We start from the raw sequence: 26018 nt of genomic DNA, 5'->3' as shown, positions 1-26018 counted from the left end.
TGCGCCGCTTTCGTCCGTGACCCAAGGACTGGCTTGACGGCAGGCGCATCGCAAAAGAATGGTCCCGGCTGAAACCAGTTTCGCCGGAGATTTGCATGACGCCCGCCGCTTCCTTTCGCCGCTTGTCCGGCATGGCTCTGTTGTTGGCGGGCACGGCCCTGCTGCCGGGCGCGGCTTTGGCGCAAATTGCCATCGTGCAGCCGGGTGCGCCGGGCCAGCCGGTGCGTGTGCTGAACGAGGCCGAGGCGGTGGCGCTGGCGCGCAGTTCCTATGCGCCCGCCGATGTCGCCTTTATGCAGGAGATGATCGTCCACCACGCGCAGGCGGTGGAAATGGCCGCGCTGGTGGCGGATCGAACAAATAACGAGGCGATCATTGCCATTGCCGGTCGCATCACCGCTTCGCAGGCGGACGAGATGAACCAGATGCGCGAATGGCTGGCCGAGCGCGGCGAGCCGGCCGAAATGGCGGGCATGGGCCATGTGCACCATTCGGGCATGGCGGGCATGGCGACACCCGATCAGATGGCCCAGCTGGCCGCCGCACGCTCGACCGCGTTTGACCGGCTGTTCCTCGAACTCATGATCGCGCACCACCGGGGCGCGGTGAAGATGGTGGAGGATCTGCTCGACCTGCCCGGCACCGCCGCCGACCCGGCGCTCTACGCCTTCACCACCGATGTGACGAACGACCAGGAGACCGAGATCGAGCGGATGAACGCGGTGCTGGCGCGTCTTTCGGACGATCCGCGCGCGGGCCTTGCGGCAGGCTTCCTCGATGCGGGCGAGGCGATCAGCAATCTGCGCCATGTGGCTTTCCTGCAAAAGCCCACAGGCTTCTTCGATCCGGAGAACCCGGCCGAACTGCTGCCCGAAATCCCGGCGCAAGAGCCTGCGGAAGTCGCTGCCGATGCTGATGCAGGCCATGCCAATCACGCCGACCATGCCGCGCACAGGGCCGCTGCCGGTCCAGCCGCGCCGGACGCGGAAGAGGAAGCGCCCGAACCCCGCTTTGCCGAACGCAGCGCCCTGTTGTCCTTCGCCAATACCGACATGGCCTTTGCCGGCGATCTGATGGTGGCGGGCAGCTATCACGGCTTTAACGCCTATCGCCTGGGTGCGGACGGCGTGCCGCAGCTTGCCGCCTCGGTCGTCTGCCCCGGCGGGCAGGGCGACGTGTCGATCGTGGGCAATCTGCTCATCATGAGCGTGGAGGAAACGCGCGGGCGAGTCGATTGCGGGCTGCAGGGCGTGCGCGAACGGGTGAGCGCGGAGAGATTCCGGGGCCTGCGCATTTTCGACATTTCGGACATTACCCGCCCCGTGCAGGTGGGCCAGGTGCAGACCTGCCGCGGATCGCACACCCATTCGGTGGTGTCACAGACGCCGACCAGCCTGATCGTCTATAATTCCGGCACTGCGCGGGTGCGGGCAGAAGAGGAGCTGCCGGGCTGCGTGGGCGATGTGCCCGGTGATGACCGCACCGCCCTGTTCCGCATCGATGTGGTGGAGATTCCCCTTGCCAATCCGGGAGCGGCGCGCATCGTATCCAGCCCGGCGGTCTTCGCCGACCCCGAAACGGGGCGGCTGGCAGGCCTGTGGCGCGGCGGCGATCATGGCGAGGAGACGCAAAGCACCTCCCGCACCGATCAGTGCCACGACATTACGGTTTTCCCCTCGCTGAACATCGCGGCGGGGGCGTGTTCGGGCAACGGCATCCTGTTCGACATCTCCGATCCGATGAACCCGGTGCGGATGGATGATGTGCTCGATACCGGCTTTGCCTATTGGCATTCCGCCACCTTCAACAATGACGGCACGCGCGTGCTGTTCACCGATGAATGGGGCGGCGGCGTGCGGCCGCGCTGCCAGGCGGGCGATCCGAAGAACTGGGGCGCCAACGCAATCTACGACATTGTCGAGGGCAAGCTGGTTTTCCGTGGCTATTTCAAGCTGCCCGCGCCGCAGAGCCAGTGGGAAAACTGCGTCGCGCATAACGGCTCGATCATCCCGGTGCCGGGGCGCGATATCTTTGTGCAGGCGTGGTATCAGGGCGGGGTGTCGGTGATCGACTTCACCGATCCCGCCAACCCCTTCGAGATTGCCTATTTCGATCGCGGCCCGATTGACGAGCGGCAGATCGTGGTGGGCGGATATTGGTCGGCCTATTGGTATAACGGCCGCATTTACGCGACTGAGATCACGCGCGGGATCGACGTCTTCGCGCTGGAGCCGAGCGAGTTCCTCACCGCCGAAGAAATCGCCGCGGCAGAGGCTGCCGACATGGGCGAGACCTTCAACCCGCAAACGCAGCTTCCGGTAACATGGAGCGCGGATGTGCTGCGGCGCGTGGAGACCAGCCGCCAAGGGGGGTGAGGGGGGCTCGCTTCTCTATCGCCATTATCACATCTCTCTCGTCATCCCGGGCTGAACCCGGGATCCCGCTTTCCTTTCAGGCGAGAGCGGAAGATAGCGGGGCCCCGGGGCAAGTCCGGCGAGCCGTGCGGGTGCGGTGCGTGTGAGGGAAGGTGCGGTTGGTGTAGTGAACAAAGCGCACAGGACCTGACCGTCATCTTCGCCGGGTTCCTCGCCAGAATCAGAAATTCCGGAAACGACCCCGTTGTCGCCACTAGGCAGGTGTGGCAATCATCCTTCATGTCTATGTGGCGACAGATATTTGCCAGACTTCGACGGGCTTGGGCCCGTCGCAATACAGTTCGCGAACGCATCCCCAACAACCTCAGCGATGAAGTCCCCTTGGACGAAATCCAGAAGGTGACATTCTTCAAGCGCGACGAGCATACCACCGACCTGATCTGCTGCGACAAAGAGGGGCGTGAGCGGGGGTGGTTCTTCCACGAAGACGCAGAGGGCTGGGAAAACCTTTTGCGCCACTTGGAGCGCCTTCCGAACTTCCAACGCGATTGGTATCAGCAGGTAGTCCAGCCTCCGTTTGCCACCTGCGTGACCGTCGCCTTCAGCAAAAGCTGACCGTCGCCTTTCCACCCTCATCTCAAACCAAAAATCCATCGCGCCGAACTTCCTGAAAGCAGCCGTTGCGTCGATCACGCAGCAAAAAACCCCGGTGGATTGCTCCACCGGGGTTTCGTGTTTTGCCAGGCTTTTGGCCGAGCCGGGTCTGACCCAGCCCCTTCAGGCTTAGAAGCCCATGCCACCCATGCCGCCCATGTCGGGCATGGCCGGGGCCGCCTTGTCTTCGGGCATTTCGCAGATCGCCGCTTCGGTGGTGATCAGCAGGCCCGCGACAGATGCCGCATCCTGCAGCGCGGTGCGCACAACCTTGGTCGGGTCGATCACGCCGGCCGCCACCAGATTTTCATAGGTGTCGGTCGCCGCGTTGAAGCCCTGCGTTTCGTCATCTTCGCGCAGCAGATTGCCCGACACCACCGCGCCATCATGGCCGGCATTGGTGGCGATCTGCTTGATCGGGGCGGTGATCGCCCGGCGGATGATGTCGATGCCCTTGGTCTGGTCGTCGTTCGCGCCCTTCAGGCCGGCCAGAGCCTTGGTGGCATAGAGCAGCGCGGTGCCGCCGCCCGGAACGATGCCTTCTTCCACGGCAGCGCGGGTGGCGTGCAGCGCATCGTCCACGCGGTCCTTGCGCTCCTTCACTTCGACTTCCGACGCGCCGCCCACCTTGATCACGGCCACGCCGCCGGCCAGCTTGGCCAGCCGTTCCTGCAGCTTTTCGCGGTCGTAATCGGAGGTGGTGGTTTCGATCTGCGCACGGATCTGTTCCACGCGCGCCTTGATGTCGTCGGCATTGCCGGCGCCATCGACGATGGTGGTGTTGTCCTTGTCGATCGTGACCTTCTTGGCCTGGCCCAGCATCGGCAGCGTGACCGTTTCGAGCTTGATGCCGAGGTCTTCCGAAATCATCTCGCCCGCGGTCAGGATGGCGATATCCTGCAGCATGGCCTTGCGGCGATCGCCAAAGCCCGGTGCCTTCACGGCGGCAATCTTCAGGCCGCCGCGCAGCTTGTTGACCACCAGGGTGGCCAGCGCTTCGCCTTCGATGTCTTCGGCAATGATCAGCAGCGGACGGCCGGTCTGCACCACGGCTTCGAGGATCGGCAGCATCGTCTGAAGCGACGACAGCTTCTTCTCGTGGATCAGGATATAGGGATTTTCCAGCTCCACCGTCATCTTTTCAGGATTGGTGATGAAGTAGGGCGACAGATAGCCGCGGTCGAACTGCATACCTTCCACGACATCCAGCTCGAATTCGAGGCCCTTGGCCTCTTCCACGGTGATCACGCCTTCCTTGCCGACCTTTTCCATGGCTTCGGCGATCTTTTCGCCAACTTCACGGTCGCCATTGGCCGAGATGATGCCGACCTGCGCGATTTCGGCCGAGCCCGAGACCGGCTTCGAACGGCTCTTGAGGTTTTCGACGACCTTGGTGACGGCCAGATCAATGCCGCGCTTCAGGTCCATCGGGTTCATGCCCGCGGCAACTGCGGTCATGCCTTCGCGCACGATCGCCTGGGCCAGCACGGTGGCGGTGGTGGTGCCATCGCCCGCGGCGTCATTGGCCTTCGATGCCACTTCGCGCAGCATCTGCGCGCCCATGTTCTCGAACTTGTCCTTCAGTTCGATTTCCTTGGCAACGGTCACGCCGTCCTTGGTGATGCGCGGAGCGCCGAAGCTCTTGTCGATCACCACATTGCGGCCCTTGGGGCCCAGCGTCACCTTTACGGCGTTGGCGAGCGTGTCCACGCCCTTGAGGATGCGTTCACGCGCATCACGCCCGAACTTCACGTCCTTGGCAGCCATTGTCTTGTTCCTTCTTGCGAATTCTTACAGGGAAAATCGTATCAGAAGCGGTGCGGCAATCAGCCGAGCACGCCCATGATGTCGCTTTCCTTCATGATGATCAGGTCTTCACCGTTGATCTTCACCTCGGTGCCGGACCACTTGCCGAACAGCACGCGGTCACCCACCTTGACGTCGAGCGGGATGCGGTCGCCGTCATCGTCGCGGGTGCCATCGCCCACGGCGAGCACTTCGCCTTCGCTGGGCTTTTCCTTGGCGCTGTCGGGGATGATGATGCCGCCGGCGGTCTTTTCCTCGGCTTCGATGCGACGGACCAGAACGCGGTCGTGCAGCGGACGGAATGCCATGATAATGACCTCTTCCTGTTTGATGTGATGTTTTCTGGCACTCTCCCCATGAGAGTGCCAACGCGCCGGCATATGGTTGGGGGCTAGGCCAGCGTCAAGGATTCGCACCAACAAAAATTTCCGGCTGCGGATTGGAGGCCGGGCCTAGCCCTGAAAAGCGGTCAGTCCCAGCGCCTCGCGCGCCTGCCAGCGCCACAGCAGCAGGCTGGCGGCAATCACCAGGCCGGCGGCCAGGCCCAGCCACACGCCAAGCCCGCCCTTGTCTACGCCGAAAACCAGCCCCAGCCCCAGCGTCGCGGCGAGGCCAAAGCCCGGCACCCAATAGGCAAAGACCGCAATCCACATCGGCACGCGGGTATCCTGCAAGCCGCGCAGCGCGCCCGCCGCCACCACCTGCGCTCCGTCAAACAGCTGGAACGCGGCTGCGACCAGCAGGAACGACGAGGCAAGGCTGGCAAGCCCCACATTCCCCGCCGCGAAAGGATCAATATAAATCGCCAGCAGCCATTCGGGCACCACCAGCATGGCAAGCCCGGTCAGCGCGGTGAAGCCCACGCCCATCATCAGCCCGCACCAGCCGGCCCGGCCAATGCCCACCTTCTCGCCCGCGCCGAAGTAATAGCCGACGCGGATCGAGGTTGCCTGCGCCACGCCGTAAGGCACCTGAAAGGCCATGCTGGCAATGTTGAGCGCCAGCGTGTGCGCCGCCAGTTCCGCAGCACCAATGCGCCCCATCAGGAAAGCCGCTGCGCCGAACACGCCCGCTTCGGCCAGAATGGTAAGCGAAATCGGCAGGCCCACGCGCAGCAATTGCCCCAGCCGCGCCCCATCGGGCCGCCAGAAGCGGCCGAACACGCGGTAACGGTGCAGCCGTTTGTCGAGCCGGATCGCCGCGATATAGGCGGTCAGCACAAAGAGCGAGGAGATGATCGTGGCATAGGCCGCGCCTTGCAGGCCCAGTTCGGGCGCGCCCCAATTGCCGAAGATCAGCATATAATTGCCCGCCGCGTTCACCCCGATGGCGAGCGCGGTGATGACGGTGGCGAAGATCGGCCGGCCCAGCGCCGAAACAAAATTGCGCAGCACACTCGCCATCACCATCGGGATCGCGCACCACAGCAGGATCGACATATAGCTATCAGCCAGCGCGGCGATGGCCGGATCCTGTCCGGTGATGCGCATGATCCACGGCGTCTGCGCGCAGACCAGCATCGCCAGCGCCCCGCTGCCCGCCGCGATCCACAGCGCCATGCGCACGGACCGGCGCACCGCGCGCAAGGCAGGGCCGCGCGCGCCCAGCTCCGCCGCGATGATCGGCCCCACCGCGCCTGACAGGCCGAACAGCGCCCACACCAGCATCCCGAACAGCGATATGGCAAGCGAGGAGGCGGCCAGTTGCTGCGTGCCCAGCCGCGCGATGAAGATCACGTCAATCGCATAGGTGAGCATCTGCAGCAGATTGGCGAGCGCCAGCGGCCCTGCCAGCCGCAGGGTTTCCAGGCTTTCGGCTTTCCAGCCGAGCGGATGGGGGTGGGCAAGCGGTTGCATGGGAAAACAACTGGGCAGAATGTGCCCCTAGCCGCGCTGTTGCCATACGCCAAGCACCGCTTGCCCCTTGCGGCGATTTGGTCACATGGTTGCGGCTCAATCGTGACAGGGGTCACCGTTGGCCCTTTCCCTCGTGCGGCAGGAAAGCTAGGAACGCTGCCGCCATTCACGCTTGCCGGAGAGATTCAAGCCCCATGCGCCACACCCTTGCAATTGCCACCGCATCCGCCCTTGCCCTTGCCCTGTCCGCGTGCGGCCCGGCGGAGGAGCCCGCTGTTGACGAGAGCGCTGCCGCGCCCGAAGCGCCGGTTGACGCCGCGTCGGTGGAGGGCGAAGGAGCCGCCGCGCCGGAAGCGGGTGAAACGCCTGCAGCGCAGGAGACCGCCGCCCCCGCTGCCACGCCCACGCCTGCCGCTTCGGCCAGCGCGGCTGCGGTTCCGTCGCCTGCTGCAACCCCCACCGCGCAGCCCAGTGCCGCGCCGGTGGCCATGGCGCCGCCCGCGGCCTTCACCCAGTGCCGCGTGTGCCACTCGGTCGAGCCGGGGCAGAACGGCATCGGCCCCTCGCTCGCCGGCATTCACGGCAACCGCGCAGGCCAAGTGGCCGGCTTCAGCTACACGCCGGGAATGCGCTCGTCGGGCCTGACATGGAACGATGCGACGCTGAACCGTTACCTTACCGATCCGCAGGGCACAGTGCCGGGCACCACCATGGCGATCGGCCCGCTCGATGCAGCCCAGCGCGCCGCGATCATCGCCTATCTCAAGACGATCTGAGGCCGGGCGTCTCGCCTTACCTACACGAAAAAGGGCGGCGCCTCGATGGAGGTGCCGCCCTTTTCTTATCCTGCCGGAGCAGGAAGAAGATTACTTCAGCTCGACGGTGCCGCCGGCTTCTTCGATCTTCTTCTTGATTTCTTCGGCTTCGGCCTTGTTCACGCCTTCCTTCAGCGCCTTGGGAGCCGATTCCACCAGGGTCTTGGCTTCGGTCAGTCCCAGGCCGGTGATGGCACGGACTTCCTTGATGACCTGGATCTTCTTGCCGCCGTCACCGGTCAGGATGACGTCGAATTCGGTCTTTTCTTCTTCAGCAGCAGCAGCGCCGCCACCGGCAGCCGGAGCAGCCACGGCCACGGCAGCAGCGGCGGAAACGCCCCATGCTTCTTCCAGGGCCTTGGCGAGGTCAGCGGCTTCCAGCACGGTCAGCTTGGAAAGTTCTTCAACGAGCTTGGCGATATCGGCCATGATAATTCACTCCATTCAAAATGTGGGCACCCGGTGCGCCTTTTGCGCGTGAGACCGGGCAGGAACGATAAACAGTCTTACGCGGCTTCCTTGGCGTAGGCGCCAAAGACGCGGGCCAGCTTGCCAGCCGGGGCCACAACCACCTGCGCGACCTTGGTCGCCGGGGCCTGCACCAGACCGATAAGCTTGGCGCGCAGTTCGTCGAGCGAAGGCATCGAGGCGAGCGCCTTGATCCCGTCGGCATCGAGCACCTGCGAACCCATCGCACCGCCGACCACTTCGAGCTTGTCGTTGGTCTTGGCGAATTCGACGATGACCTTGGCGGCGGCAACCGGATCAACCGATGTGCCCAGCGCGACCGGACCGGTGAGCATATCACCGATTGCGGCATAGTCGGTGTCGACGATGGCCAGCTTGGCAAGGCTGTTCTTGGAAACCTTGAACGACGCCCCTGCTTCCCGCATCTTCGTGCGCAGGGCAGTGGACTGCTCCACGCTCATGCCGAGGTTGCGGGTGACAACCACCACGCCCACCTCGTTGAAGGTTGCGTTCAGAGCGGCGACGGCATCGGCTTTCTGCGAACGATCCATGCTTACTCCTTACTTGTATGTCCGCCGCGAATAGTCCGCGGCGAACGGCTGCGTTGTCCGCATCCCGGTGAAGGATACGGGCGAGTCCGTTGTGACAAGGGAAGGAGGTGCGCCCACAAGATCGGGAGCGCCACGGCCACCGTCTGGCGGAGGCCGAAAATCTCTGTTTCCCCGCCTAGGCTGCAAATTAAGGAGGAAACCCCCGGCAGCTGTCTCGGACGGATGATCCCGAGGGATCGGGGTGCGCCATTAGCCGAATGCACGCCTGAGTCAAGCGCGGACGGGGTTGCAGCTTCGGCGCGCAGAGTGCAGGAAGCCGCCGATGCCGCCCTTTCCCGACCTTGCTGGCCGCCTCGCCCCCGCCGCGCTGGCGCTGGTGGCTGCGGCACTGGTGCTGGCTGGATGCGCCAGCCATCCGCGCCTTGATCCGCCCCCTTTGCCTGCGGCGTTCACCCTGCCGGTGGATCATGATGCGGTGACCGGCCAGCCGTTTCTGCATCTCTCGGTGCTCAGCTACAATGTCGCGGGCCTGCCATGGCCGCGCCGCGCCAATGCCGGCGCGGCGATGGAGCGGATAGCCGCTGCCTGGCCCGAAGAATTTGCCTATGGCTCGCCCGATGTGGTGATTTTGCAGGAAGCCTTCGTTCCCCGTGCCACGCGAATGATGGGCGAAGTGGGCTATGCCAATCTGGTGCGCGGGCCACAGCGCGGCGCCCGCGCCGATCCGCTGATCGCCCCGGCAGACCGCGCCTTTCGCAAGGGCCGGCGCCTGCTGCGCGGCGAAAGGCTGGGGCGGCGTGTCAATTCGGGTCTGCTCGTGGCAACCGACCTCGCTGTGGCCCGCGTGCGGGTGCACCCCTTTGGCGGGCATAGCTGTGCGGGGTTCGATTGCCTGGCAAACAAGGGTGTGCAGCTGGTAGAGATTGATCTGCCCGGCGTGCCCGAACCGCTGTTCGTGCTCAACACGCACCTCAACAGCCGCGATTCCTCCGGCGCGAGTGCGGAGCGTTCGCTCTATGCCTATCGCCGCCAGCTGGCCCAGATCGAGGCGTTTCTCGACCGCGCCTGGCAAGGGCGCGGCCCGCTGATCTGGGCGGGCGATTTCAACGCCCGGCACGATCCGGACCGCTTCGCCGCCAAGGAGGAGCATATTCGCGGCGAACTGGCGCACCGCCACTGCATAAGGCACCCGGATCTGTGCGTGGTGACGGCCAGTTGGGACAATGACGAGCCGTGGCTGGACACGCAGGATTTGCAGGGTTTCGTGCAGGGCCAGCGCGTCAATATCGAGCCGGTGGCGATCCGTGCGCGGTTCGATGCGCCGGTAAACGGGCGGATGCTGTCCGATCACGACGGGCTGGAAGTGGTCTGGCGGCTATACTGGAGCGCCAGCGCGAACGCGACGCAAAGCGGGCTTTGACTTGCATGCAGTCTGCCCCTATATGCCGCCCCAGCCGTGAGTTTCGAGCAAGGCGCGCCTTATCGCGGGGGCGGGCCACAGGAGGGAAGCCCGGTTTGCCGTGAGATGATGGAAAAGGCTACGGTCCGGTGCGCTTGCACCGCGACAACCGTGGCCTTTTGTGCGTCTCTTCCGGCCTGTTCCGCCACCCGTTTTTCCGCCTGCCGCGCCCGTTCGAATCGGGCACGGCCGGCCCAGGCAAGAGGCATACGACCTTCTCATGGCGACCAAACCCAAGTCGAGCACCGGGGCTCCCGCAACTGCCGGCACCAAGAGCAAGCGCATCCGCAAGATCTTCGGCGACATCCACGAAGTGGTGCAGATGCCGAACCTGATCGAGGTGCAGCGCGAAAGCTATGAGCAGTTCCTGCGTTCGGACAAGGCGACCGGCTATGTCTCGGGCCTGGAAAAGACGCTGCGCAGCGTGTTCCCGATCCGCGATTTTGCCGGCACGGCGGAACTCGATTTCGTGCATTACGAACTCGAAGACCCCAAATACGATGTGACCGAATGCCGCCAGCGCGGCATCACCTATGCCGCCCCGATGAAGGTGACGCTGCGCCTGATCGTGTTCGAGGTGGACAGCGAAACCGAAACCCGCTCGGTGCTCGATATCAAGGAGCAGGACGTCTATATGGGCGATATGCCCCTGATGACGGAGAACGGCACCTTCGTCATCAACGGTACCGAGCGCGTGATCGTTTCGCAGATGCACCGTTCGCCCGGCGTGCTGTTCGACCATGACCGCGGCAAGACGCACTCCTCCGGCAAGTTCCTGTTCGCCGCGCGCGTGATCCCCTATCGCGGCAGCTGGCTGGATTTTGAATTCGACGCCAAGGACATCGTGAACGTGCGTATCGACCGCAAGCGCAAGCTGCCGGTCACTGCGCTGCTGTTCGCGCTCGGCCTCAATGCCGAGGATATCCTGCACCACTTCTATGAAACGGTGACCTGGAAGCGCGGCCCCGGTGGCTGGCAGATCCCCTATCAGGCCGAATCCTGGCGCGGTGCCAAGCCCAGCTTTGCGCTGGTGAACGCCGAAACCGGCGAAGAAGTGTTCCCCGCCGGGCAGAAGGTCAGCCCCCGCGCCGCCAACAAGGCGGAAAAGGACGGCCTCAAGACGCTGCTGATCCCGACCGAGGAAATCTTTGGCCGCTATGCCGCCAATGACCTGATCGACGAGGCGACGGGGCGCATCTACATCGAAGCGGGCGATGAAGTGTCGCCCGAGAACCTCGAAAAGCTTGACGCGGCCGGGATCGATCAGCTCGACCTGCTCGACATCGACCATGTCAACACCGGCCCCTGGATCCGCAACACGCTGGAAGCCGACAAGGCCGAAAACCGCGATGAAGGTCTGGAAGCGATCTACAAGGTCATGCGTCCGGGCGAACCGCCGACCAAGGAAACCGCGGAAGCGCTGTTCGAAGGCCTGTTCTTCGATCCGGAGCGTTATGACCTCTCCGCCGTGGGGCGCGTGAAGCTGAATATGCGCCTCGGCCTTGATGCCGAAGACACCGTCACCACGCTGCGCAAGGAAGATATCCTGGCGGTGGTGAAGGAATTGGTGAACCTCAAGGACGGCAAGGGCGAGGTTGACGATATCGACAACCTCGGCAACCGCCGCGTGCGTTCGGTGGGCGAGCTGCTGGAGAACCAGTACCGCGTCGGCCTGCTGCGCATGGAGCGCGCCGTGAAGGAGCGCATGAGCAGCGTCGATGTATCCACCGTGATGCCGAACGACCTGATCAACGCCAAGCCCGCCGTGGCCGCGGTGCGCGAATTCTTCGGCTCCAGCCAGCTCTCGCAGTTCATGGACCAGACCAACCCGCTGTCCGAAGTGACCCACAAGCGCCGCGTTTCGGCGCTCGGGCCGGGCGGTCTGACGCGTGAGCGGGCGGGCTTTGAAGTGCGCGACGTTCACCCGACCCATTACGGCCGCATCTGCCCGATTGAAACGCCCGAAGGCCCGAACATCGGCCTCATCAACTCGCTGTCGACCTTCGCCCGCGTCAACAAATACGGCTTCATCGAAACGCCCTACCGCAAGGTGATCGACGGCAAGGTCACCGGCGAGGTGCAGTATCTCTCCGCCATGGAAGAGCAGAAGCACACCGTGGCGCAGGCTTCGGCGGAGCTCGATGCCGAGGGCCGTTTCGTAGAGGAGCTGATCTCGGCCCGCCAGAATGGCGAGTTCGTGATGGCGCCGCGCGACCAGATCACGCTGATGGACGTCAGCCCCAAGCAGCTCGTCTCGGTCGCCGCATCGCTCATTCCGTTCCTGGAAAACGATGACGCCAACCGCGCGCTGATGGGTTCGAATATGCAGCGTCAGGCCGTGCCGCTTGTGAAGGCAGAGGCGCCGTGGGTGGGCACCGGCATGGAAGAGACCGTGGCGCGCGATTCCGGTGCCGCGATCGGCGCAACCCGTGCCGGCGTGGTCGACCAGGTGGACGCCACCCGTATCGTGATCCGCGCCAGCGGTGATATCGAGCCGGGCCAGTCGGGCGTGGACATCTACACGCTGCAGAAGTTCCAGCGTTCGAACCAGAACACCTGCATCAACCAGCGCCCGCTGGTGAAGGTGGGCGATGTGGTCGAAGCTGGCGACATCATTGCCGATGGCCCCTCGACCGATCTTGGCGAACTGGCGCTGGGCAAGAACAGCCTCGTCGCCTTCATGCCCTGGAACGGCTACAACTACGAAGACTCGATCCTGATCAGCGAACGCATCGTGAAGGACGATGTGTTCACCTCGATCCATATCGAGGAATTCGAAGTCATGGCCCGCGACACCAAGCTGGGGCCGGAAGACATCACCCGCGACATTCCCAATGTGGGCGAGGAAGCGCTGCGCAATCTCGACGAGGCGGGCATCGTCTATATCGGCGCGGAAGTGCACCCCGGTGACATTCTGGTGGGCAAGATCACGCCCAAGGGCGAAAGCCCGATGACGCCGGAAGAAAAGCTGCTGCGCGCGATCTTCGGTGAAAAGGCGTCCGATGTGCGCGACACCTCGCTGCGTCTGCCGCCGGGCGTGGCGGGCACGGTCGTGGAAGTGCGCGTGTTCAACCGCCACGGCATTGAGATCGACGACCGTACCCGTGCGATCCAGAACGAGGAAATCGAACGCCTCAAGAAGGACAGCGAGGACGAGCGCAACATTCTCAACCGCGCCACCTACAATCGCCTGCGCGATATGCTGGTGGGCCAGACCGCTTCGGCTGCCCCCAAGGGCGCGAAGAAGGGCGAGGTCATTACCGAAGCCGTGCTGGACGAAGTCGAGCGCCACGAATGGTTCAAGTTCGCCGTGGCGGATGACCGGATGCAGGCGCAGCTGGAAGCCGTGAAGGCCCAGTATGACGAGGCGATCAAGGCCATCAAGGACAAGTTCGAGGATCGCAAGGAGAAGCTCGAACGCGGGGACGAACTCGCCCCCGGCGTGCTCAAGATGGTCAAGGTTTTCGTCGCGGTGAAACGCAAGCTGCAGCCGGGCGACAAGATGGCCGGCCGCCACGGCAACAAGGGTGTGATTTCGCGCATCCTGCCGATCGAGGATATGCCCTTCCTCGAAGATGGCACCCCGGTCGATCTGGTGCTCAACCCGCTGGGCGTGCCGTCGCGCATGAATGTCGGCCAGATCTTCGAGACGCATCTGGGCTTTGCCGCCCGCGCCTTGGGTCATCAGGTTGCCGCCGCGCTGGACGACTGGCGCGCTGCCAACCCGAACCCCGAAGCGGGCCCGCCGCCCACCGCGGTGGTGGAGAAGCTGAAGGATATCTATGGCGAACAATACCACGCCGATCTCGACAGCCGCTCGACCGAAGAAATAGTCGAACTTGCGAACAATCTGCGTGCAGGCGTGCCGATGGGCACACCGGTATTCGACGGGGCGCGGGAAAGCGATGTGTCCAATATGCTGGTCAAGGCCGGGCTCGATTCATCGGGTCAGTCCACGCTGTATGACGGGCGGACCGGCGAAGCGTTCGACCGCAAGGTGACCGTGGGCATCATCTATATGCTCAAGCTGCACCACCTGGTGGACGACAAGATACACGCGCGTTCGATCGGGCCGTATTCGCTCGTCACCCAGCAGCCGCTGGGCGGCAAGGCGCAGTTCGGCGGCCAGCGTTTCGGCGAAATGGAAGTGTGGGCACTCCAGGCATACGGCGCGGCCTATACCTTGCAGGAAATGCTCACGGTGAAGTCCGACGACGTGGTCGGCCGCACCAAGGTCTATGAAGCGATCGTCAAGGGCGACGACACCTTCGAGGCGGGCATTCCCGAAAGCTTCAACGTGCTGGTCAAGGAAATGCGCTCGCTCGGCCTCAATGTCGATCTGTCATCGCTTACCGATACGGATGATGACGACGGCCTGCAGATCGCTGCTGAATAACAGGGGCGCGGGGCGGCGCTGCGGTGCCGCCCTCAACCCCGCCCCCCTGTTGAACCCTCCCCAAGGGATTTAAGACATGAACGAACTTTCGAAATTCACCAACCAGATCGCGAAGCCGGAAACCTTCGACCAGATCCAGATCGGCATCGCCTCGCCGGAGCGCATCCGGTCGTGGTCGTTCGGCGAGATCAAGAAGCCCGAGACGATCAATTACCGGACCTTCAAGCCGGAGCGCGACGGCCTGTTCTGCGCCCGCATCTTTGGCCCGGTGAAGGATTACGAATGCCTGTGCGGCAAGTACAAGCGCATGAAGTACAAGGGCGTCGTGTGCGAAAAATGCGGCGTCGAAGTGACCGTGACCAAGGTCCGCCGCGAGCGCATGGGCCATATCGAACTGGCCGCGCCCGTCGCGCATATCTGGTTCCTCAAGTCGCTGCCTTCGCGCATCGGCCTGCTGCTCGATATGCAGCTCAAGCAGCTTGAGCGCATCCTCTATTTCGAAAGCTATGTGGTGATCGAACCGGGCCTTACCCCGCTTGAGAAGTACCAGCTGCTGACCGAGGACGAGCTGCTCGATTACCAGGACGAGTATGGCGAAGACGCCTTCAGCGCCGGAATCGGGGCCGAGGCGGTCAAGACCATGCTGATGGACCTCGATCTGGAGCAAGAGCGTCGGGACCTGATGGAGGAGTTGGCGACGACCAAGTCGGCGCTGAAGCCCAAGAAGATCATCAAGCGCCTGAAGGTCGTCGAAAGCTTCATCGACAGCGGCAACAAGCCTGAATGGATGATCCTCGACGTCGTGCCAGTCATCCCGCCGGAACTGCGCCCGCTGGTGCCGCTGGATGGTGGCCGCTTTGCGACTTCTGACCTCAACGACCTCTATCGCCGCGTCATCAACCGCAACAACCGCCTGAAGCGGCTGATGGAACTGCGCGCGCCCGACATCATCGTGCGCAACGAAAAGCGTATGCTGCAGGAAGCCGTTGACGCGCTGTTCGACAATGGCCGCCGCGGCCGCGTGATTACGGGTGCCAACAAGCGCCCGCTGAAGTCGCTGTCCGATATGCTCAAGGGCAAGCAGGGCCGCTTCCGCCAGAACCTGCTCGGCAAGCGCGTCGACTATTCGGGCCGCTCGGTCATCGTGACCGGCCCCGAACTCAAGCTGCACCAGTGCGGCCTGCCCAAGAAGATGGCGCTCGAACTGTTCAAGCCGTTCATCTATGCGCGCCTCGATGCCAAGGGTCTGTCGATGACCCTGAAGCAGGCGAAGAAGTGGGTGGAGAAGGAACGCAAGGAAGTCTGGGACATCCTGGACGAAGTGATCCGCGAACACCCGGTGCTTCTGAACCGCGCGCCCACGCTGCACCGCCTCGGCATTCAGGCGTTCGAGCCCGTGCTGATCGAAGGCAAGGCCATCCAGCTGCACCCGCTCGTCTGTTCGGCCTTCAACGCCGACTTCGACGGTGACCAGATGGCCGTCCACGTGCCGCTGAGCCTTGAGGCGCAGCTCGAAGCGCGCGTGTTGATGATGTCGACCAACAACATCCTCAGTCCCGCCAACGGCAAGCCGATCATCGTGCCGTCGCAGGACATGGTGCTGGGCCTCTATTACCTGTCGATGGACCGCGAGGGTGAGCCGGGCGAAGGCAAGATCCTGGCCGATATCAACGAAGTGCATCAGGCGCTCCATGTCGGCGCGGTGACGCTGCACTCCAAGATCACCACCCGCGTTCCGCAGACGGACGAAGCCGGCAACACCTATATGAAGCGGGTGGAAACCACGCCGGGCCGGATGCTGATCGGTGAATGCCTGCCCAAGAACTTCAAGGTGCCATTCGAAACCGTCAACCGCCTGCTGACCAAGAAGGACATCGGCGACGTGATCGACGAGGTCTATCGCCACACCGGCCAGAAGGACACCGTGCTGTTTGCCGACGCCATCATGGCGCTGGGCTTCCGCCACGCGTTCAAGGCGGGCATCTCCTTCGGCAAGGATGACATGATCATTCCCGAAGAGAAGGAAGGCCTGATCGAAGAGACCAAGGCGCTGGTTGCCGATTACGAGCAGCAGTACCAGGACGGCTTCATCACCCAGCAGGAAAAGTACAACAAGGTGATCGATGCGTGGAGCCGTTGCGGCGACCAGGTGGCGAATGCCATGATGGACAAGATCCGCGCCACGCCCAAGGACGAGAACGGGCGGCAGAAGCCGATCAACTCGATCTACATGATGTCGCACTCCGGTGCGCGTGGTTCGCCGGCGCAGATGAAGCAGCTGGCGGGTATGCGCGGCCTCATGGCCAAGCCGAGCGGCGAGATCATCGAAACGCCGATCATCTCGAACTTCAAGGAAGGTCTGACCGTTCTTGAATACTTCAACTCCACCCACGGCGCGCGCAAGGGGCTGGCCGACACCGCGCTCAAGACGGCGAATTCGGGCTATCTGACGCGCCGTCTGGTCGATGTGTCGCAGGACTGCGTCATCGTGGAGGAGGATTGCGGCACGCAGAACGCGCTCGAAATGCGCGCGATCATTCAGGGCGGCAGCGTGATTGCCTCGTTGGGCGAGCGTATTCTGGGCCGCACCGTGGCCGAGGACATCCTCAACGCTTCGACCGGTGAAGTGATCGTGACAGCGGGCACGATGGTGGACGAAAACATGGTCAAGGCGATCGAGGAGGCCGAAGTTGTGGTCGCCAAGATCCGTTCGCCGCTGGTCTGCGAAGCCGAACAGGGCGTCTGCGCCACCTGCTATGGCCGTGACCTGGCGCGCGGCACGCCGGTGAACATTGGTGAGGCCGTGGGCGTGATCGCCGCGCAGTCCATCGGTGAACCAGGCACGCAGCTGACCATGCGCACCTTCCACATCGGCGGTGCGGCGCAGGTCAATGAGACCAGCCACCTCGAAGCGATCAGCGATGGCAAGGTGATCTACCGCGATATGCCGACGATCACCGACAAGCGCGGCCGCCGGCTGTCGCTGGCCCGCACGGGCGAGATGGTTTTGGTTGACGCCGAAGGGCGTGAACGTGCGATCCACCGTGTGCCTTATGGCACCATGCTGATGCACGAAGATGGCGCATCGGTGAAGGAAGGTGAACGCCTGGCCGAATGGGACCCCTTCACCCTGCCGATCATCACCGAAACCGCCGGTATCGTGCGGTATCAGGATCTGGTCGAAGGCAAGACGCTGGAAGAACGGGTGGACGATGCCACCGGTATCGCCCAGCGCGTGGTGATCGAATACCGCGCCGCAGGCCGCTCCAAGAAGGAAGACCTGCGTCCGCGTCTGACCCTGCTGGGTGAAGCGGGCGGAGAGACCGAGGCGGCACGTTATATGCTGGCTCCCGGCACCACGCTTTCGGTCGAGGACGGACAGGAAGTGGCCGCAGGCGACATTCTGGCCCGTGCCAGCCGCGAAGCGGCCAAGACGCGCGACATCACCGGCGGTCTGCCGCGTGTGGCCGAGCTGTTCGAAGCACGCGTGCCCAAGGACAATGCGGTGATTGCCAAGATTTCCGGCCGCATCGAATTCGTCCGCGACTACAAGGCCAAGCGCAAGATCGCGATCATCCCGGAAGAGGGGGATCCGGTGGAATATCTGGTCCCCAAGACCAAGGTGATCGACGTGCAGGAAGGCGACTTCGTGAAGAAGGGGGACACCCTGATTTCCGGCTCGCCCAACCCGCACGACATTCTCGATGTGCTGGGCGTGGAAGCGCTGGCCGAATACCTCGTGGCCGAAATCCAGGAGGTCTATCGCTTGCAGGGCGTGAAGATCAACGACAAGCACATCGAGGTGATCGTTCGCCAGATGCTGCAGAAGGTCGAGATCACCGATGGCGGCGACACCACGCTGCTGCCGGGCGAGCAGGTTGACCGTCAGGAAATGGACGAAATGAACGCCAAGGTGCCCAAGGGCGGCCGCCATGCCACGGGCACTCCGGTGCTGCTGGGCATCACCAAGGCGAGCCTGCAAACGCGCAGCTTCATTTCGGCCGCATCCTTCCAGGAAACCACCCGCGTGCTCACGCAGGCGGCGGTTGAAGGCAAGAAGGATTCGCTTATCGGCCTGAAGGAAAACGTCATCGTGGGCCGCCTGATCCCGGCGGGCACGGGCGCAGGCCTCAACCGCCTGCGCGTGACGGCGAACAGCCGCGACGCGGCGCTGCGCGCGCAGTATCGCCGCATGGCCGAAGCCTCGCTGCCGGTGGCCGAAGCGGAAGAGCCTGCCGATGCCGTGCCGAGCGAGGACGCGATGAAGGCGGCCATGGCTGCAATGGGCGGCGCTGCGGTGGCGGAAGCCGACATGGACGACAATGCTGCCGAGGATGCGGGCGAGGAGTAATCTACTCTCCGCATACCAGCAGCACGACAGAACAAGCCCCGCCGGAGCAATCTGGCGGGGCTTTTCGCATTCGGGCTTGCGGAACCGATGGCGATGCGCCGAGTATAGCGTCCATGCGTGCACTTCCCGCCTTGGCCGTCATCCTGCTCGCCGCTTGTTCGCAGCAGGCGGCGCCGCCGCCTCCGGCCGTGACCGAGGGCGACGAGCGCCCCGCCGCCATGCCTCTGGCTGAAGTCGCCACCTTGGCAGGCGAATGGCGCGTCGCCGGGATCGATGGGGAGGAGCTGAACGAAACCTATGGCATCGCGCTGAGTGCCAGCGACGCGGAAATCTGGGCGGAGCCGCGCTGCGCCGGCATGGTGCTGGCCTACCGTATTGATGGACTGCGCTATTCCAGCGCACAGGCAGGGGCCGAAATCTCGCCGTCCGAAGCCGGAAACCCGCCCCCGCCGATCTGCGCCATCGCCATGCCGCCGCGCGTGGCGGATGTGTTCACAGCGCTGCGCGAGGCAGACACAATTGGCCGCACCCCCGCAAACGGCATCGCGATTTCCGGGCCAGATCGCAGCGTGCTCTTGTTCAGCCAATAGGGTTTCTTTCAGCCGCCCAAGGCCCCTTGAGCGCGCGCCACCAATCCCCAGATGCACGTTGCCTTGCACAGCGAAAGTATCCCCCCGATGACCGACACCTCGATCCTGTTCCAGCCCTTCGCTTCGTCCAAACTGACCCTCAAGAACCGCATCGTCATGGCCCCGATGACACGCAACATGGCCCCCGATGGCGTGCCGGGGCCAGCCAATGCGGCCTATTACCGGCGGCGGGCGGAAGGCGAAGTGGGCCTGATCCTGTCCGAAGGCACGGTGGTGGATCGCCCGGCCAGCCGCAATCTGCCGCATATCCCCTTCTTCCACGGCGATGCCGCGCTGGCCGGTTGGAAGGGTGTGATCGATGCGGTGCACGAAGCAGGCGGCAAGATGGGCCCGCAAATCTGGCACACCGGCGGCACAACCGCCGACCCCTCTTTCGCACGGCCCGCGCTCGACACGCCCAGCGGTCTCAACAAGCCCGATGAGAAGGTGGGCGAACCGATGAGCGAGGAGGCCATCGCCGATACCGTCCACGCCTTTGCCCGGTCGGCCAAGGCGGCGCAGGCGCTGGGCTTCGACACGGTCGAGATCCACGGCGCGCACGGCTATCTGATCGACCAGTTCTTCTGGGCGGGCACCAACCAGCGCAATGATCGCTGGGGTGGCACCACAATTGGGGGGCGCAGCCGCTTTGCCGCCGAAGTGGTCGCCGCGATCCGGGCCGAGGTGGGCGCGGATTACCCGATCATCCTGCGCCTCAGCCAATGGAAGCAACAGGATTACACCGCGCGGCTCGCCCCGACACCCGCGGAGATGGAGCAATGGCTCGCCCCGCTGGCGCAAGCGGGCGTCGATATCTTCCATTGCTCGCAGCGCCGTTTCTGGGAACCGGAATTTCCCGAAGTCGATGGCGAGGAAGGGCTGAACTTTGCCGGATGGGCCAAGAAGATCACTGGCCTTCCCACGATCAGCGTGGGTTCGGTGGGCCTGTCGAGCGATTTCTTCGGCGCCTTTTCCGGGCAGACATCCGCCGCCGCCGGGCTGGAGCCGCTGATCGCACGCATGGAGCGCGGCGAATTTGACCTGATCGCGGTGGGCCGCGCGCTGCTGAGCGATGCGCATTGGGCGCAAAAGGTGCGCGAAGGGCGGATAAGCGAGCTGGAGGATTTCAACCCGGCGGCGATGGCGGAACTGGTGTGACGCCCCTCACCTAACGCTATTGCGAATTATTCGCATTGCTATCCGGAGAAGAGCAGGTAAAGTTTCTGCGAATCGTTCGCAAGAAAGGTCTGCCATGCCTGCTCCTCGTCCGTGCCGCCCCGATCCGTCCGCAATCAATCCTGCGCGGCGTGCGCTTGTGGATCGCATGGCGCAGCCCCCGCAATTGGCGGACTGCGGCGCCCTGGGGCGCGACACGGTCAGAGCCATTCGCATCCTCGCCGCGCACAGCAGCCGGGGCAGCGATCCCCTGCCCGATTTGCTGCGGCACCTGGGCAGCGTCGATGCGGTGCGCAGCCTGATCGCCTTTGCCGACGCGGCAGGCAATGCCTGGCCCGAACGCGTGCAGGTGCTGCGCCCGTGCTGCGGGCTGGCCTCGCCCGATGAAGTGACGCTGGCCGCGATGGTTGCGGCAGCCGCACGCGCCAACCGGTGGGATTTCGGCCACCAGCTTGCCGGCTTCATCCCGTCCGCGCACCACGATGCGTTATTCGATCTGGCGGTGCGGCTGGCCGCAAGCTGGCGCGGGCCGGAGGGTGGCAGCGTTGCCTGAACGGGCACCCATGCTGGTATTGATCGCGCGCTGCGCTATAGCGGCGCGATCATGGCTACCACCACCCGTTTCGCCCCTTCGCCCACCGGTACGCTGCATATCGGCAATATCCGCACCGCGCTGCACAACTGGCTGCTTGCCCAGAAGGCGAGCGGTCGCTTCCTGCTGCGCATCGACGATACCGATTCAGCGCGCAGCCGCGAGGAATATGTCGACGCGATCCGCGCCGATCTTGCCTGGCTGGGCCTCCATCCCGATGGGGAGGAACGGCAATCGGCCCGGCTGGCGATTTACGAGGACGCGTTCGAACGGCTTAAGGCCGCGGGGCGCGTCTACCGCTGCTATGAAACTGCGCAGGAACTCGACCTCAAGCGCAAGGTGGCGCTGGGGCGCGGCCTGCCGCCGGTTTATGACCGGGCCGCGTTGAAGCTGACCGAAGACGATCACGCCGCCAAGGCCGCCGCCGGCGAAGCGCCGCACTGGCGTTTCCTGCTCAACCATGATGAGCCGATCCGCTGGGACGATGGCGTGCGGGGGTCGCAGAAATTCGACCCGGCGCAGATGTCCGATCCGGTAATCCGCCGCGCCGATGGCAGCTGGCTCTATATGCTGCCTTCGGTGATCGACGATATTGCGATGGGCGTCACCGATGTGCTGCGCGGGGAAGATCACGTGTCCAACACTGCCTCGCAGATCCAGATGTTCACCGCATTGGGAGCCGCGCCGCCCCGCTTCGCGCACGAGGCCTTGCTGGTGGGCAGCGAAGGCAAATTGTCCAAGCGGCTGGGATCGCTGGGCGTTGCCGCCTTTCGGGAGCGCGGGATCGAGCCGCAGGCGCTGATCGCGCTGCTGGCGCGGCTGGGCACGTCGCAGCCGGTGGAACCGGTTGCCGACCGCGCGGTGCTGGCCGCCGGTTTCGACCTGTCCACCTTTGGCCGCGCACCTGCCCGGTTTGACGAGGAAGAACTGGCGCGCCTCAACACCGCGCTGATCCACGCCTTGTCCTATGCCGATGTGGCGGATCGCCTGCCGCAGGGAATGGACGAGGCGGCGTGGCTGGCGATCCGGCCCAATGTCACCGTGCTGGCCGATGCGGCGGAATGGTGGGCGGTTGTCACCGGCCCCATCGCCGTGCCCGCGCCGGACGAGGGCGACCGCGCCTTTCTGCAGGAAGCGGCGCGCACGCTGGCCGTTACAGGGGCCGATTGGGCCGCATTGACCTCCGCCCTCAAATCCACGACCGAACGCAAGGGCAAGGCGCTGTTCCTGCCGCTGCGGCTGGCGCTGACCGGGCGCGATCACGGGCCCGACATGGCAAGCCTCTTGCCGCTGATCGGCGCGGGTGAGGCGCAAGCCCGACTGGAACGCGCGGCGCTCGCCTCCTGATCTTCGCCCCGCGACCGGGCCGACCTCATCGATTGTGCGATGCAAAAAGGGTCTTGGCATCGCGCGTGTTCCGTGCAAATGGGCATGATATACCATTACATAACTAACCTGCGAGTTTGCCCGCCCATGATTCCGTTTTCCCGTTCGCTTGCCCTGTCCGCATCGCTGCTGGCATTGGCCGCGCCCACCAGCCTGATGGCGCAGGATGCCGCCGCCCCTTTGCCGCACACGCACGATCCGCACGGCGCGGAGACAGAGGACACCATCGTGGTGACGGCAGGCGGGCTGGCGCGGCTGGATATGCTGGCAGGCACATCGGTGGTGAGCGAGGCTGAATTGCAGCGCAATATGGCGGGCCAGATTGGCGATGTGCTGGCGCAATTGCCCGGCGTGTCCGCCACCGGCTTCGCCCCCGGTTCCAGCCGCCCGGTGCTGCGCGGTTTACAGGGGGAGCGCGTGCGCGTGCTGGTGGACGGGATCGGCAATATCGATGCCTCCAACACCAGCGTGGATCACGCCGTGTCGATCGACCCGTTGACGGCGGAATCGATCGAAGTGCTGCGCGGCCCGGCCGTGCTGATTTACGGCTCGTCCGCCATTGGCGGCGCGGTGAATGTGATCGACCGGCGGATTCCGCATGAAAAGCCCGAAGGCGGTTACCGCTTTGACGGGGTGCTTTCTGCCGATACCGCCAGCAATCTGCGCGAAGCAGGCGCCAGCCTCGATCTGGCGCTGGGCGATTATGTTGTCTGGCACGCCGATGGCTCCTATCGTGAGACCGGCGACCTTTCGATTGCCGGTTTTGCCCTGTCCCCGCGCCTGCGCGCCCAGTTGCTGGAAGAGGCCGAGGGGGAGGCGGAGGAAGGCCATGACGACGAGGCCGCCGAGCTGATCGAGGCGGCCAATATCCGCGGCCGCCTGCCCGGCAGCGCCACGCGCACCTATTCGCTGGGCACGGGCCTCACCTGGTTTTCCGGGCTCGACAGTTTCGGTATGTCGGTGGGCTATTACAACAGCCTCTACGGCGTGCCGCTCGCTCCCGGAGCGCATCACCATCATGAGGACGAGCATGACGATGATCACGATCACGATCACGACCATGACGATGGACACGAACATGGCGATGAGTCGGTCTCCATCGCCTTGAAGCAATTCCGTGCCGATCTGCGCGGACAATTCCATTTGAGCGACGGGTTCTTCCACGATCTGGTCACGCGCGTCGGCTATTCGAACTACACCCATACCGAGCTGGAAGGCGAGGAAGTGGGCACCGTGTTCGATGTGCAAGGCATCGAAGGGCGGATGGAGATGATCCAGGGCGAACAGTCGCTTGGCACCAACGCCACCTTGCGCGGATCGGTGGGGATACAGTTCTTCCACCGCGATTTCGAGGCTATCGGTGCCGAGGCCTTCGTGCAGCCCAACACCACCGACCAGTTCGCCCTCTTCACGCTACAGGAAGTGCGCAAGGGGCCGTTCGAGGTGGAACTGGGCGCGCGCTACGAACGCACGCGCCAGGAGCTTTCCCCCACCAACACCGTGCGCCGGTTCGATACCGTCTCGGGTGCGCTGGGGCTTTCCTGGACGTTCGATTCCGGCATCCGCACCGGCCTCAATGTCAGCCGGTCGCAGCGCGCACCTTCGGCAGAGGAGCTGTTTGCCGATGGCCCGCATATCGCCACCAGCCAATACGAACTGGGCGATCCCGATCTTGCCAAGGAAGCGGCATGGGGTCTGGAAGCCTATGCCCGCGCCACTTTGGGCGGGGCGGATCTGAGTCTGGCGGTCTATCGCAACTGGTTCGACAACTTCATCTACCTGTCCGATACAGGGCTGGAGGAAGACGAGCTGCCGCTGTTCCAGTTCCTGCAGCAGGATGCGAATTGGTTCGGCGTGGAAGGCGAAGCCAGCTTCCCGCTGGCGCGCCTCGGCGGCGGCACGCTGGTGAGCGATCTGCGGGGCAGCTATATCCGCGCCACGCTGGACGATGGATCACCCGTGCCGCGGATCCCGCCGCTCAGCCTGATGGGTGCGCTCGAATGGCAGGGTAGCGCGGTGGACCTGCGCGGCGAGGTGGAATGGAACGATGCGCAAAACCGCATCTCGCCCGAAGAAACGCCGACCGACAGCTTCGCCCATGTGAACCTGTCCGCCGCCATCCGGCCCTTTGCCGATCAGCGCATCACCGTGCTGCTACAGGCAAACAACATCTTCGATACCGAAGGCCGCCGCCACGCCAGCTACACCAAGGAATTCGTGCCGCTGGCGGGCCGCAATTTCCGCATCAGCCTGCGCACGCGGCTGTAGGCGAACGCAGTTGGAGGCGGCGGCAATTATGGCCCCGCTGCCGCCTCCATCATACTTCGTCGTAATGGAACGGGGCGATGACCGGTTCGGGGAAGGCTTCGTATTCCAGTGACGGCGGCAGATCGGGGGCAAGGCCGCTGATCGATCGCAGCAGCTTCACCCCGCCGCGGTGCCAGCCTTCATCATATTCGCAGTAGAAATTGATGATGCCGTGCAGCGATGCGATGCGCCATTTGCCGCCCTCGCGCTTGTAGCTGTTCTCGTAAGTCGCCTCGCCCCAGCGGCCTTCCTTGCCCAGCCAGCCCACCATCATCAGCGTGCGCCAGCGGCCTTTGGCGGTGCCCGCCGCGCTGTCGATATGGATCACCGGCTGCAATTGCATATGGTTGTAAAGCGTGCCGTGTTCGTAAGGCGGCAGATGGTGCAGGTATGCGCGCACCCGTTCGCGCCCCACAAATATGCCGCGCCCGGCAATTTCCAGCGTGCCATCTGTGGCAAACAGATCGGCCGCATTGTCCCACAGTCCCTTGTCCACATAATAGCCATAGGCGGCCTGCAGGTTCATGAGGTCGCGGTAATCTTCCGCCGCCTGCGCGCGTGCTTCCAGCGCTTCGATCCGGGCCAAAAGCTCTTCGGTGGTTGGCATGGTCTTTCCTCTCCCGTCAGACCGTGAATATCAGAGCCGGGGCAGCGTGACCCCCTGCTGGCCCATATATTTGCCCGCCCGGTCGGCATAGCTGACCTCGCACGGCTCGTTCCCCTGCAGGAACAGGAACTGGCACGCGCCCTCATTGGCGTAGATCTTGGCGGGCAGCGGCGTGGTGTTCGAAAACTCCAGCGTCACATGGCCTTCCCAGCCCGGTTCGAGCGGGGTCACATTCACGATGATGCCGCAGCGGGCATAAGTGCTCTTGCCAAGGCAGATCACCAGAACATCGCGCGGCACGCGGAAATATTCGACCGTGCGCGCCAAGGCGAAGGAATTGGGCGGGATGATGCAGACATCGGTTTCCCGGTCGACAAAACTCTTCGGATCAAACTGTTTGGGATCGACCACGCTGGAATCGACATTGGTGAAAATCTTGAATTCGGGCGCCACCCGCGCGTCATAGCCATAGCTGGACAGGCCATAGGAGATGCAGCCATCGCGCCGCTGCGCCTCCACAAACGGCTCGATCATGCCGTGGGTGAGCGCCTGTTCGCGAATCCATTTGTCCGAAAGAATAGCCATGGCGA

Annotated in this window: 18 protein-coding genes; 11 read left to right on the top strand and 7 right to left on the bottom strand. The window is 64.1% G+C overall.

What is annotated here, in order from left to right; translation table 11 throughout:
* The first annotated feature begins 131 nt into the window (after nt 1-131).
* Together WFP44_RS11040 and WFP44_RS11035 are read left to right on the top strand one after the other, a co-directional pair.
* Nucleotides 132-2375: a DUF305 domain-containing protein gene (locus WFP44_RS11040; protein WP_336926615.1), complete on the top strand. Its 2244-nt coding sequence runs from the start codon at nt 132-134 to the stop codon at nt 2373-2375.
* A 381-nt stretch (nt 2376-2756) separates the two neighbouring features.
* Nucleotides 2757-2990 (top strand): hypothetical protein, encoded by a 234-nt coding sequence (locus WFP44_RS11035; RefSeq protein WP_336926614.1) that lies wholly within the window; start codon nt 2757-2759, stop codon nt 2988-2990.
* A gap of 168 nt (nt 2991-3158) precedes the next feature.
* Here WFP44_RS11035 and groL read toward each other — a convergent pair whose 3' ends face one another.
* From groL to WFP44_RS11020, 3 genes are all read right to left on the bottom strand, one after another.
* Complete coding sequence (gene groL, locus WFP44_RS11030; protein ID WP_336926613.1) at nt 3159-4796, bottom strand: chaperonin GroEL; 1638 nt, start codon at nt 4794-4796, stop codon at nt 3159-3161.
* A 59-nt stretch (nt 4797-4855) separates the two neighbouring features.
* The gene (gene groES, locus WFP44_RS11025; protein WP_336926612.1) at nt 4856-5143 is read right to left on the bottom strand and encodes a co-chaperone GroES; all 288 of its coding nucleotides are present in this window, start codon (nt 5141-5143) and stop codon (nt 4856-4858) included.
* Between the two features lie 144 nt (nt 5144-5287).
* Entirely contained in the window at nt 5288-6691 is a 1404-nt protein-coding gene (locus WFP44_RS11020; RefSeq protein WP_336926611.1) for an MATE family efflux transporter, read from the bottom strand.
* 194 nt (nt 6692-6885) lie between these two features.
* Here WFP44_RS11020 and WFP44_RS11015 point away from each other — a divergent pair, with 194 nt between their 5' ends.
* Nucleotides 6886-7467 (top strand): c-type cytochrome, encoded by a 582-nt coding sequence (locus WFP44_RS11015; RefSeq protein WP_336926610.1) that lies wholly within the window; start codon nt 6886-6888, stop codon nt 7465-7467.
* 90 nt (nt 7468-7557) lie between these two features.
* Here the strand turns inward: WFP44_RS11015 and rplL are convergent, their stop codons facing one another.
* Entirely contained in the window at nt 7558-7935 is a 378-nt protein-coding gene (gene rplL / locus WFP44_RS11010; RefSeq protein ID WP_336926609.1) for a 50S ribosomal protein L7/L12, read from the bottom strand.
* Between the two features lie 77 nt (nt 7936-8012).
* Nucleotides 8013-8525 carry a 50S ribosomal protein L10 gene (gene rplJ / locus WFP44_RS11005; protein ID WP_336926608.1) on the bottom strand — a complete coding sequence of 171 codons (513 nt, stop codon included), beginning with the start codon at nt 8523-8525 and terminating at the stop codon, nt 8013-8015.
* Between the two features lie 322 nt (nt 8526-8847).
* On the opposite strand from rplJ, the gene WFP44_RS11000 reads away from it, so the two are divergent.
* From WFP44_RS11000 to WFP44_RS10965, 8 genes are all read left to right on the top strand, one after another.
* On the top strand, nt 8848-9945 hold the full coding sequence (locus tag WFP44_RS11000) for an endonuclease/exonuclease/phosphatase family protein (RefSeq protein WP_336926607.1): 1098 nt from the start codon (nt 8848-8850) through the stop codon (nt 9943-9945).
* Nucleotides 9946-10204: 259 nt separating this feature from the next.
* Nucleotides 10205-14380 carry a DNA-directed RNA polymerase subunit beta gene (gene rpoB / locus WFP44_RS10995; protein WP_336926606.1) on the top strand — a complete coding sequence of 1392 codons (4176 nt, stop codon included), beginning with the start codon at nt 10205-10207 and terminating at the stop codon, nt 14378-14380.
* Nucleotides 14381-14456: 76 nt separating this feature from the next.
* Nucleotides 14457-18731 (top strand): DNA-directed RNA polymerase subunit beta', encoded by a 4275-nt coding sequence (gene rpoC / locus WFP44_RS10990; protein ID WP_336926605.1) that lies wholly within the window; start codon nt 14457-14459, stop codon nt 18729-18731.
* 113 nt (nt 18732-18844) lie between these two features.
* The gene (locus WFP44_RS10985) at nt 18845-19321 is read left to right on the top strand and encodes a hypothetical protein (RefSeq protein ID WP_336926604.1); all 477 of its coding nucleotides are present in this window, start codon (nt 18845-18847) and stop codon (nt 19319-19321) included.
* Between the two features lie 87 nt (nt 19322-19408).
* Nucleotides 19409-20518 carry an NADH:flavin oxidoreductase gene (locus WFP44_RS10980; protein ID WP_336926603.1) on the top strand — a complete coding sequence of 370 codons (1110 nt, stop codon included), beginning with the start codon at nt 19409-19411 and terminating at the stop codon, nt 20516-20518.
* A gap of 94 nt (nt 20519-20612) precedes the next feature.
* A complete protein-coding gene (locus WFP44_RS10975) occupies nt 20613-21089 on the top strand; it encodes a hypothetical protein (protein WP_336926602.1) in 477 nt (158 codons plus the stop codon).
* 51 nt (nt 21090-21140) lie between these two features.
* Nucleotides 21141-22475, top strand: coding sequence for a glutamate--tRNA ligase (gltX, locus tag WFP44_RS10970; protein ID WP_336926601.1), 1335 nt, complete (start codon nt 21141-21143; stop codon nt 22473-22475).
* A 174-nt stretch (nt 22476-22649) separates the two neighbouring features.
* Nucleotides 22650-24782, top strand: coding sequence for a TonB-dependent receptor (locus WFP44_RS10965; RefSeq protein ID WP_377923083.1), 2133 nt, complete (start codon nt 22650-22652; stop codon nt 24780-24782).
* A gap of 49 nt (nt 24783-24831) precedes the next feature.
* Here the strand turns inward: WFP44_RS10965 and WFP44_RS10960 are convergent, their stop codons facing one another.
* Nucleotides 24832-25428, bottom strand: a complete 597-nt coding sequence (locus tag WFP44_RS10960) for a nuclear transport factor 2 family protein (RefSeq protein WP_336926599.1) — start codon at nt 25426-25428, stop codon at nt 24832-24834.
* Between the two features lie 30 nt (nt 25429-25458).
* Nucleotides 25459-26013 carry a dCTP deaminase gene (gene dcd, locus WFP44_RS10955; RefSeq protein WP_336919330.1) on the bottom strand — a complete coding sequence of 185 codons (555 nt, stop codon included), beginning with the start codon at nt 26011-26013 and terminating at the stop codon, nt 25459-25461.
* Nucleotides 26014-26018 lie beyond the last annotated feature (5 nt).

Source organism: Alteraurantiacibacter palmitatis (assembly GCF_037154115.1).
GTDB classification, from domain to species: domain Bacteria; phylum Pseudomonadota; class Alphaproteobacteria; order Sphingomonadales; family Sphingomonadaceae; genus Alteraurantiacibacter; species Alteraurantiacibacter palmitatis.
Note: the sequence above shows the minus strand (reverse complement) of the source record. Positions and strands in the feature narration are given on the sequence as shown.

Excerpts from the sequence above, each read along its gene's own strand:
- WFP44_RS11040 (WP_336926615.1), top strand. The coding sequence starts at position 132 with ATGGCTCTGTTGTTGGCGGGCACGGCCCTGCTGCCGGGCGCGGCTTTG.
- groL (WP_336926613.1), bottom strand. The coding sequence starts at position 4,796 with ATGGCTGCCAAGGACGTGAAGTTCGGGCGTGATGCGCGTGAACGCATC.
- groES (WP_336926612.1), bottom strand. The coding sequence starts at position 5,143 with ATGGCATTCCGTCCGCTGCACGACCGCGTTCTGGTCCGTCGCATCGAA.
- WFP44_RS11020 (WP_336926611.1), bottom strand. The coding sequence starts at position 6,691 with ATGCAACCGCTTGCCCACCCCCATCCGCTCGGCTGGAAAGCCGAAAGC.
- WFP44_RS11015 (WP_336926610.1), top strand. The coding sequence starts at position 6,886 with ATGCGCCACACCCTTGCAATTGCCACCGCATCCGCCCTTGCCCTTGCC.
- rplL (WP_336926609.1), bottom strand. The coding sequence starts at position 7,935 with ATGGCCGATATCGCCAAGCTCGTTGAAGAACTTTCCAAGCTGACCGTG.
- rplJ (WP_336926608.1), bottom strand. The coding sequence starts at position 8,525 with ATGGATCGTTCGCAGAAAGCCGATGCCGTCGCCGCTCTGAACGCAACC.
- WFP44_RS11000 (WP_336926607.1), top strand. The coding sequence starts at position 8,848 with ATGCCGCCCTTTCCCGACCTTGCTGGCCGCCTCGCCCCCGCCGCGCTG.
- rpoB (WP_336926606.1), top strand. The coding sequence starts at position 10,205 with ATGGCGACCAAACCCAAGTCGAGCACCGGGGCTCCCGCAACTGCCGGC.
- rpoC (WP_336926605.1), top strand. The coding sequence starts at position 14,457 with ATGAACGAACTTTCGAAATTCACCAACCAGATCGCGAAGCCGGAAACC.
- WFP44_RS10985 (WP_336926604.1), top strand. The coding sequence starts at position 18,845 with ATGCGTGCACTTCCCGCCTTGGCCGTCATCCTGCTCGCCGCTTGTTCG.
- WFP44_RS10980 (WP_336926603.1), top strand. The coding sequence starts at position 19,409 with ATGACCGACACCTCGATCCTGTTCCAGCCCTTCGCTTCGTCCAAACTG.
- WFP44_RS10975 (WP_336926602.1), top strand. The coding sequence starts at position 20,613 with ATGCCTGCTCCTCGTCCGTGCCGCCCCGATCCGTCCGCAATCAATCCT.
- gltX (WP_336926601.1), top strand. The coding sequence starts at position 21,141 with ATGGCTACCACCACCCGTTTCGCCCCTTCGCCCACCGGTACGCTGCAT.
- WFP44_RS10960 (WP_336926599.1), bottom strand. The coding sequence starts at position 25,428 with ATGCCAACCACCGAAGAGCTTTTGGCCCGGATCGAAGCGCTGGAAGCA.
- dcd (WP_336919330.1), bottom strand. The coding sequence starts at position 26,013 with ATGGCTATTCTTTCGGACAAATGGATTCGCGAACAGGCGCTCACCCAC.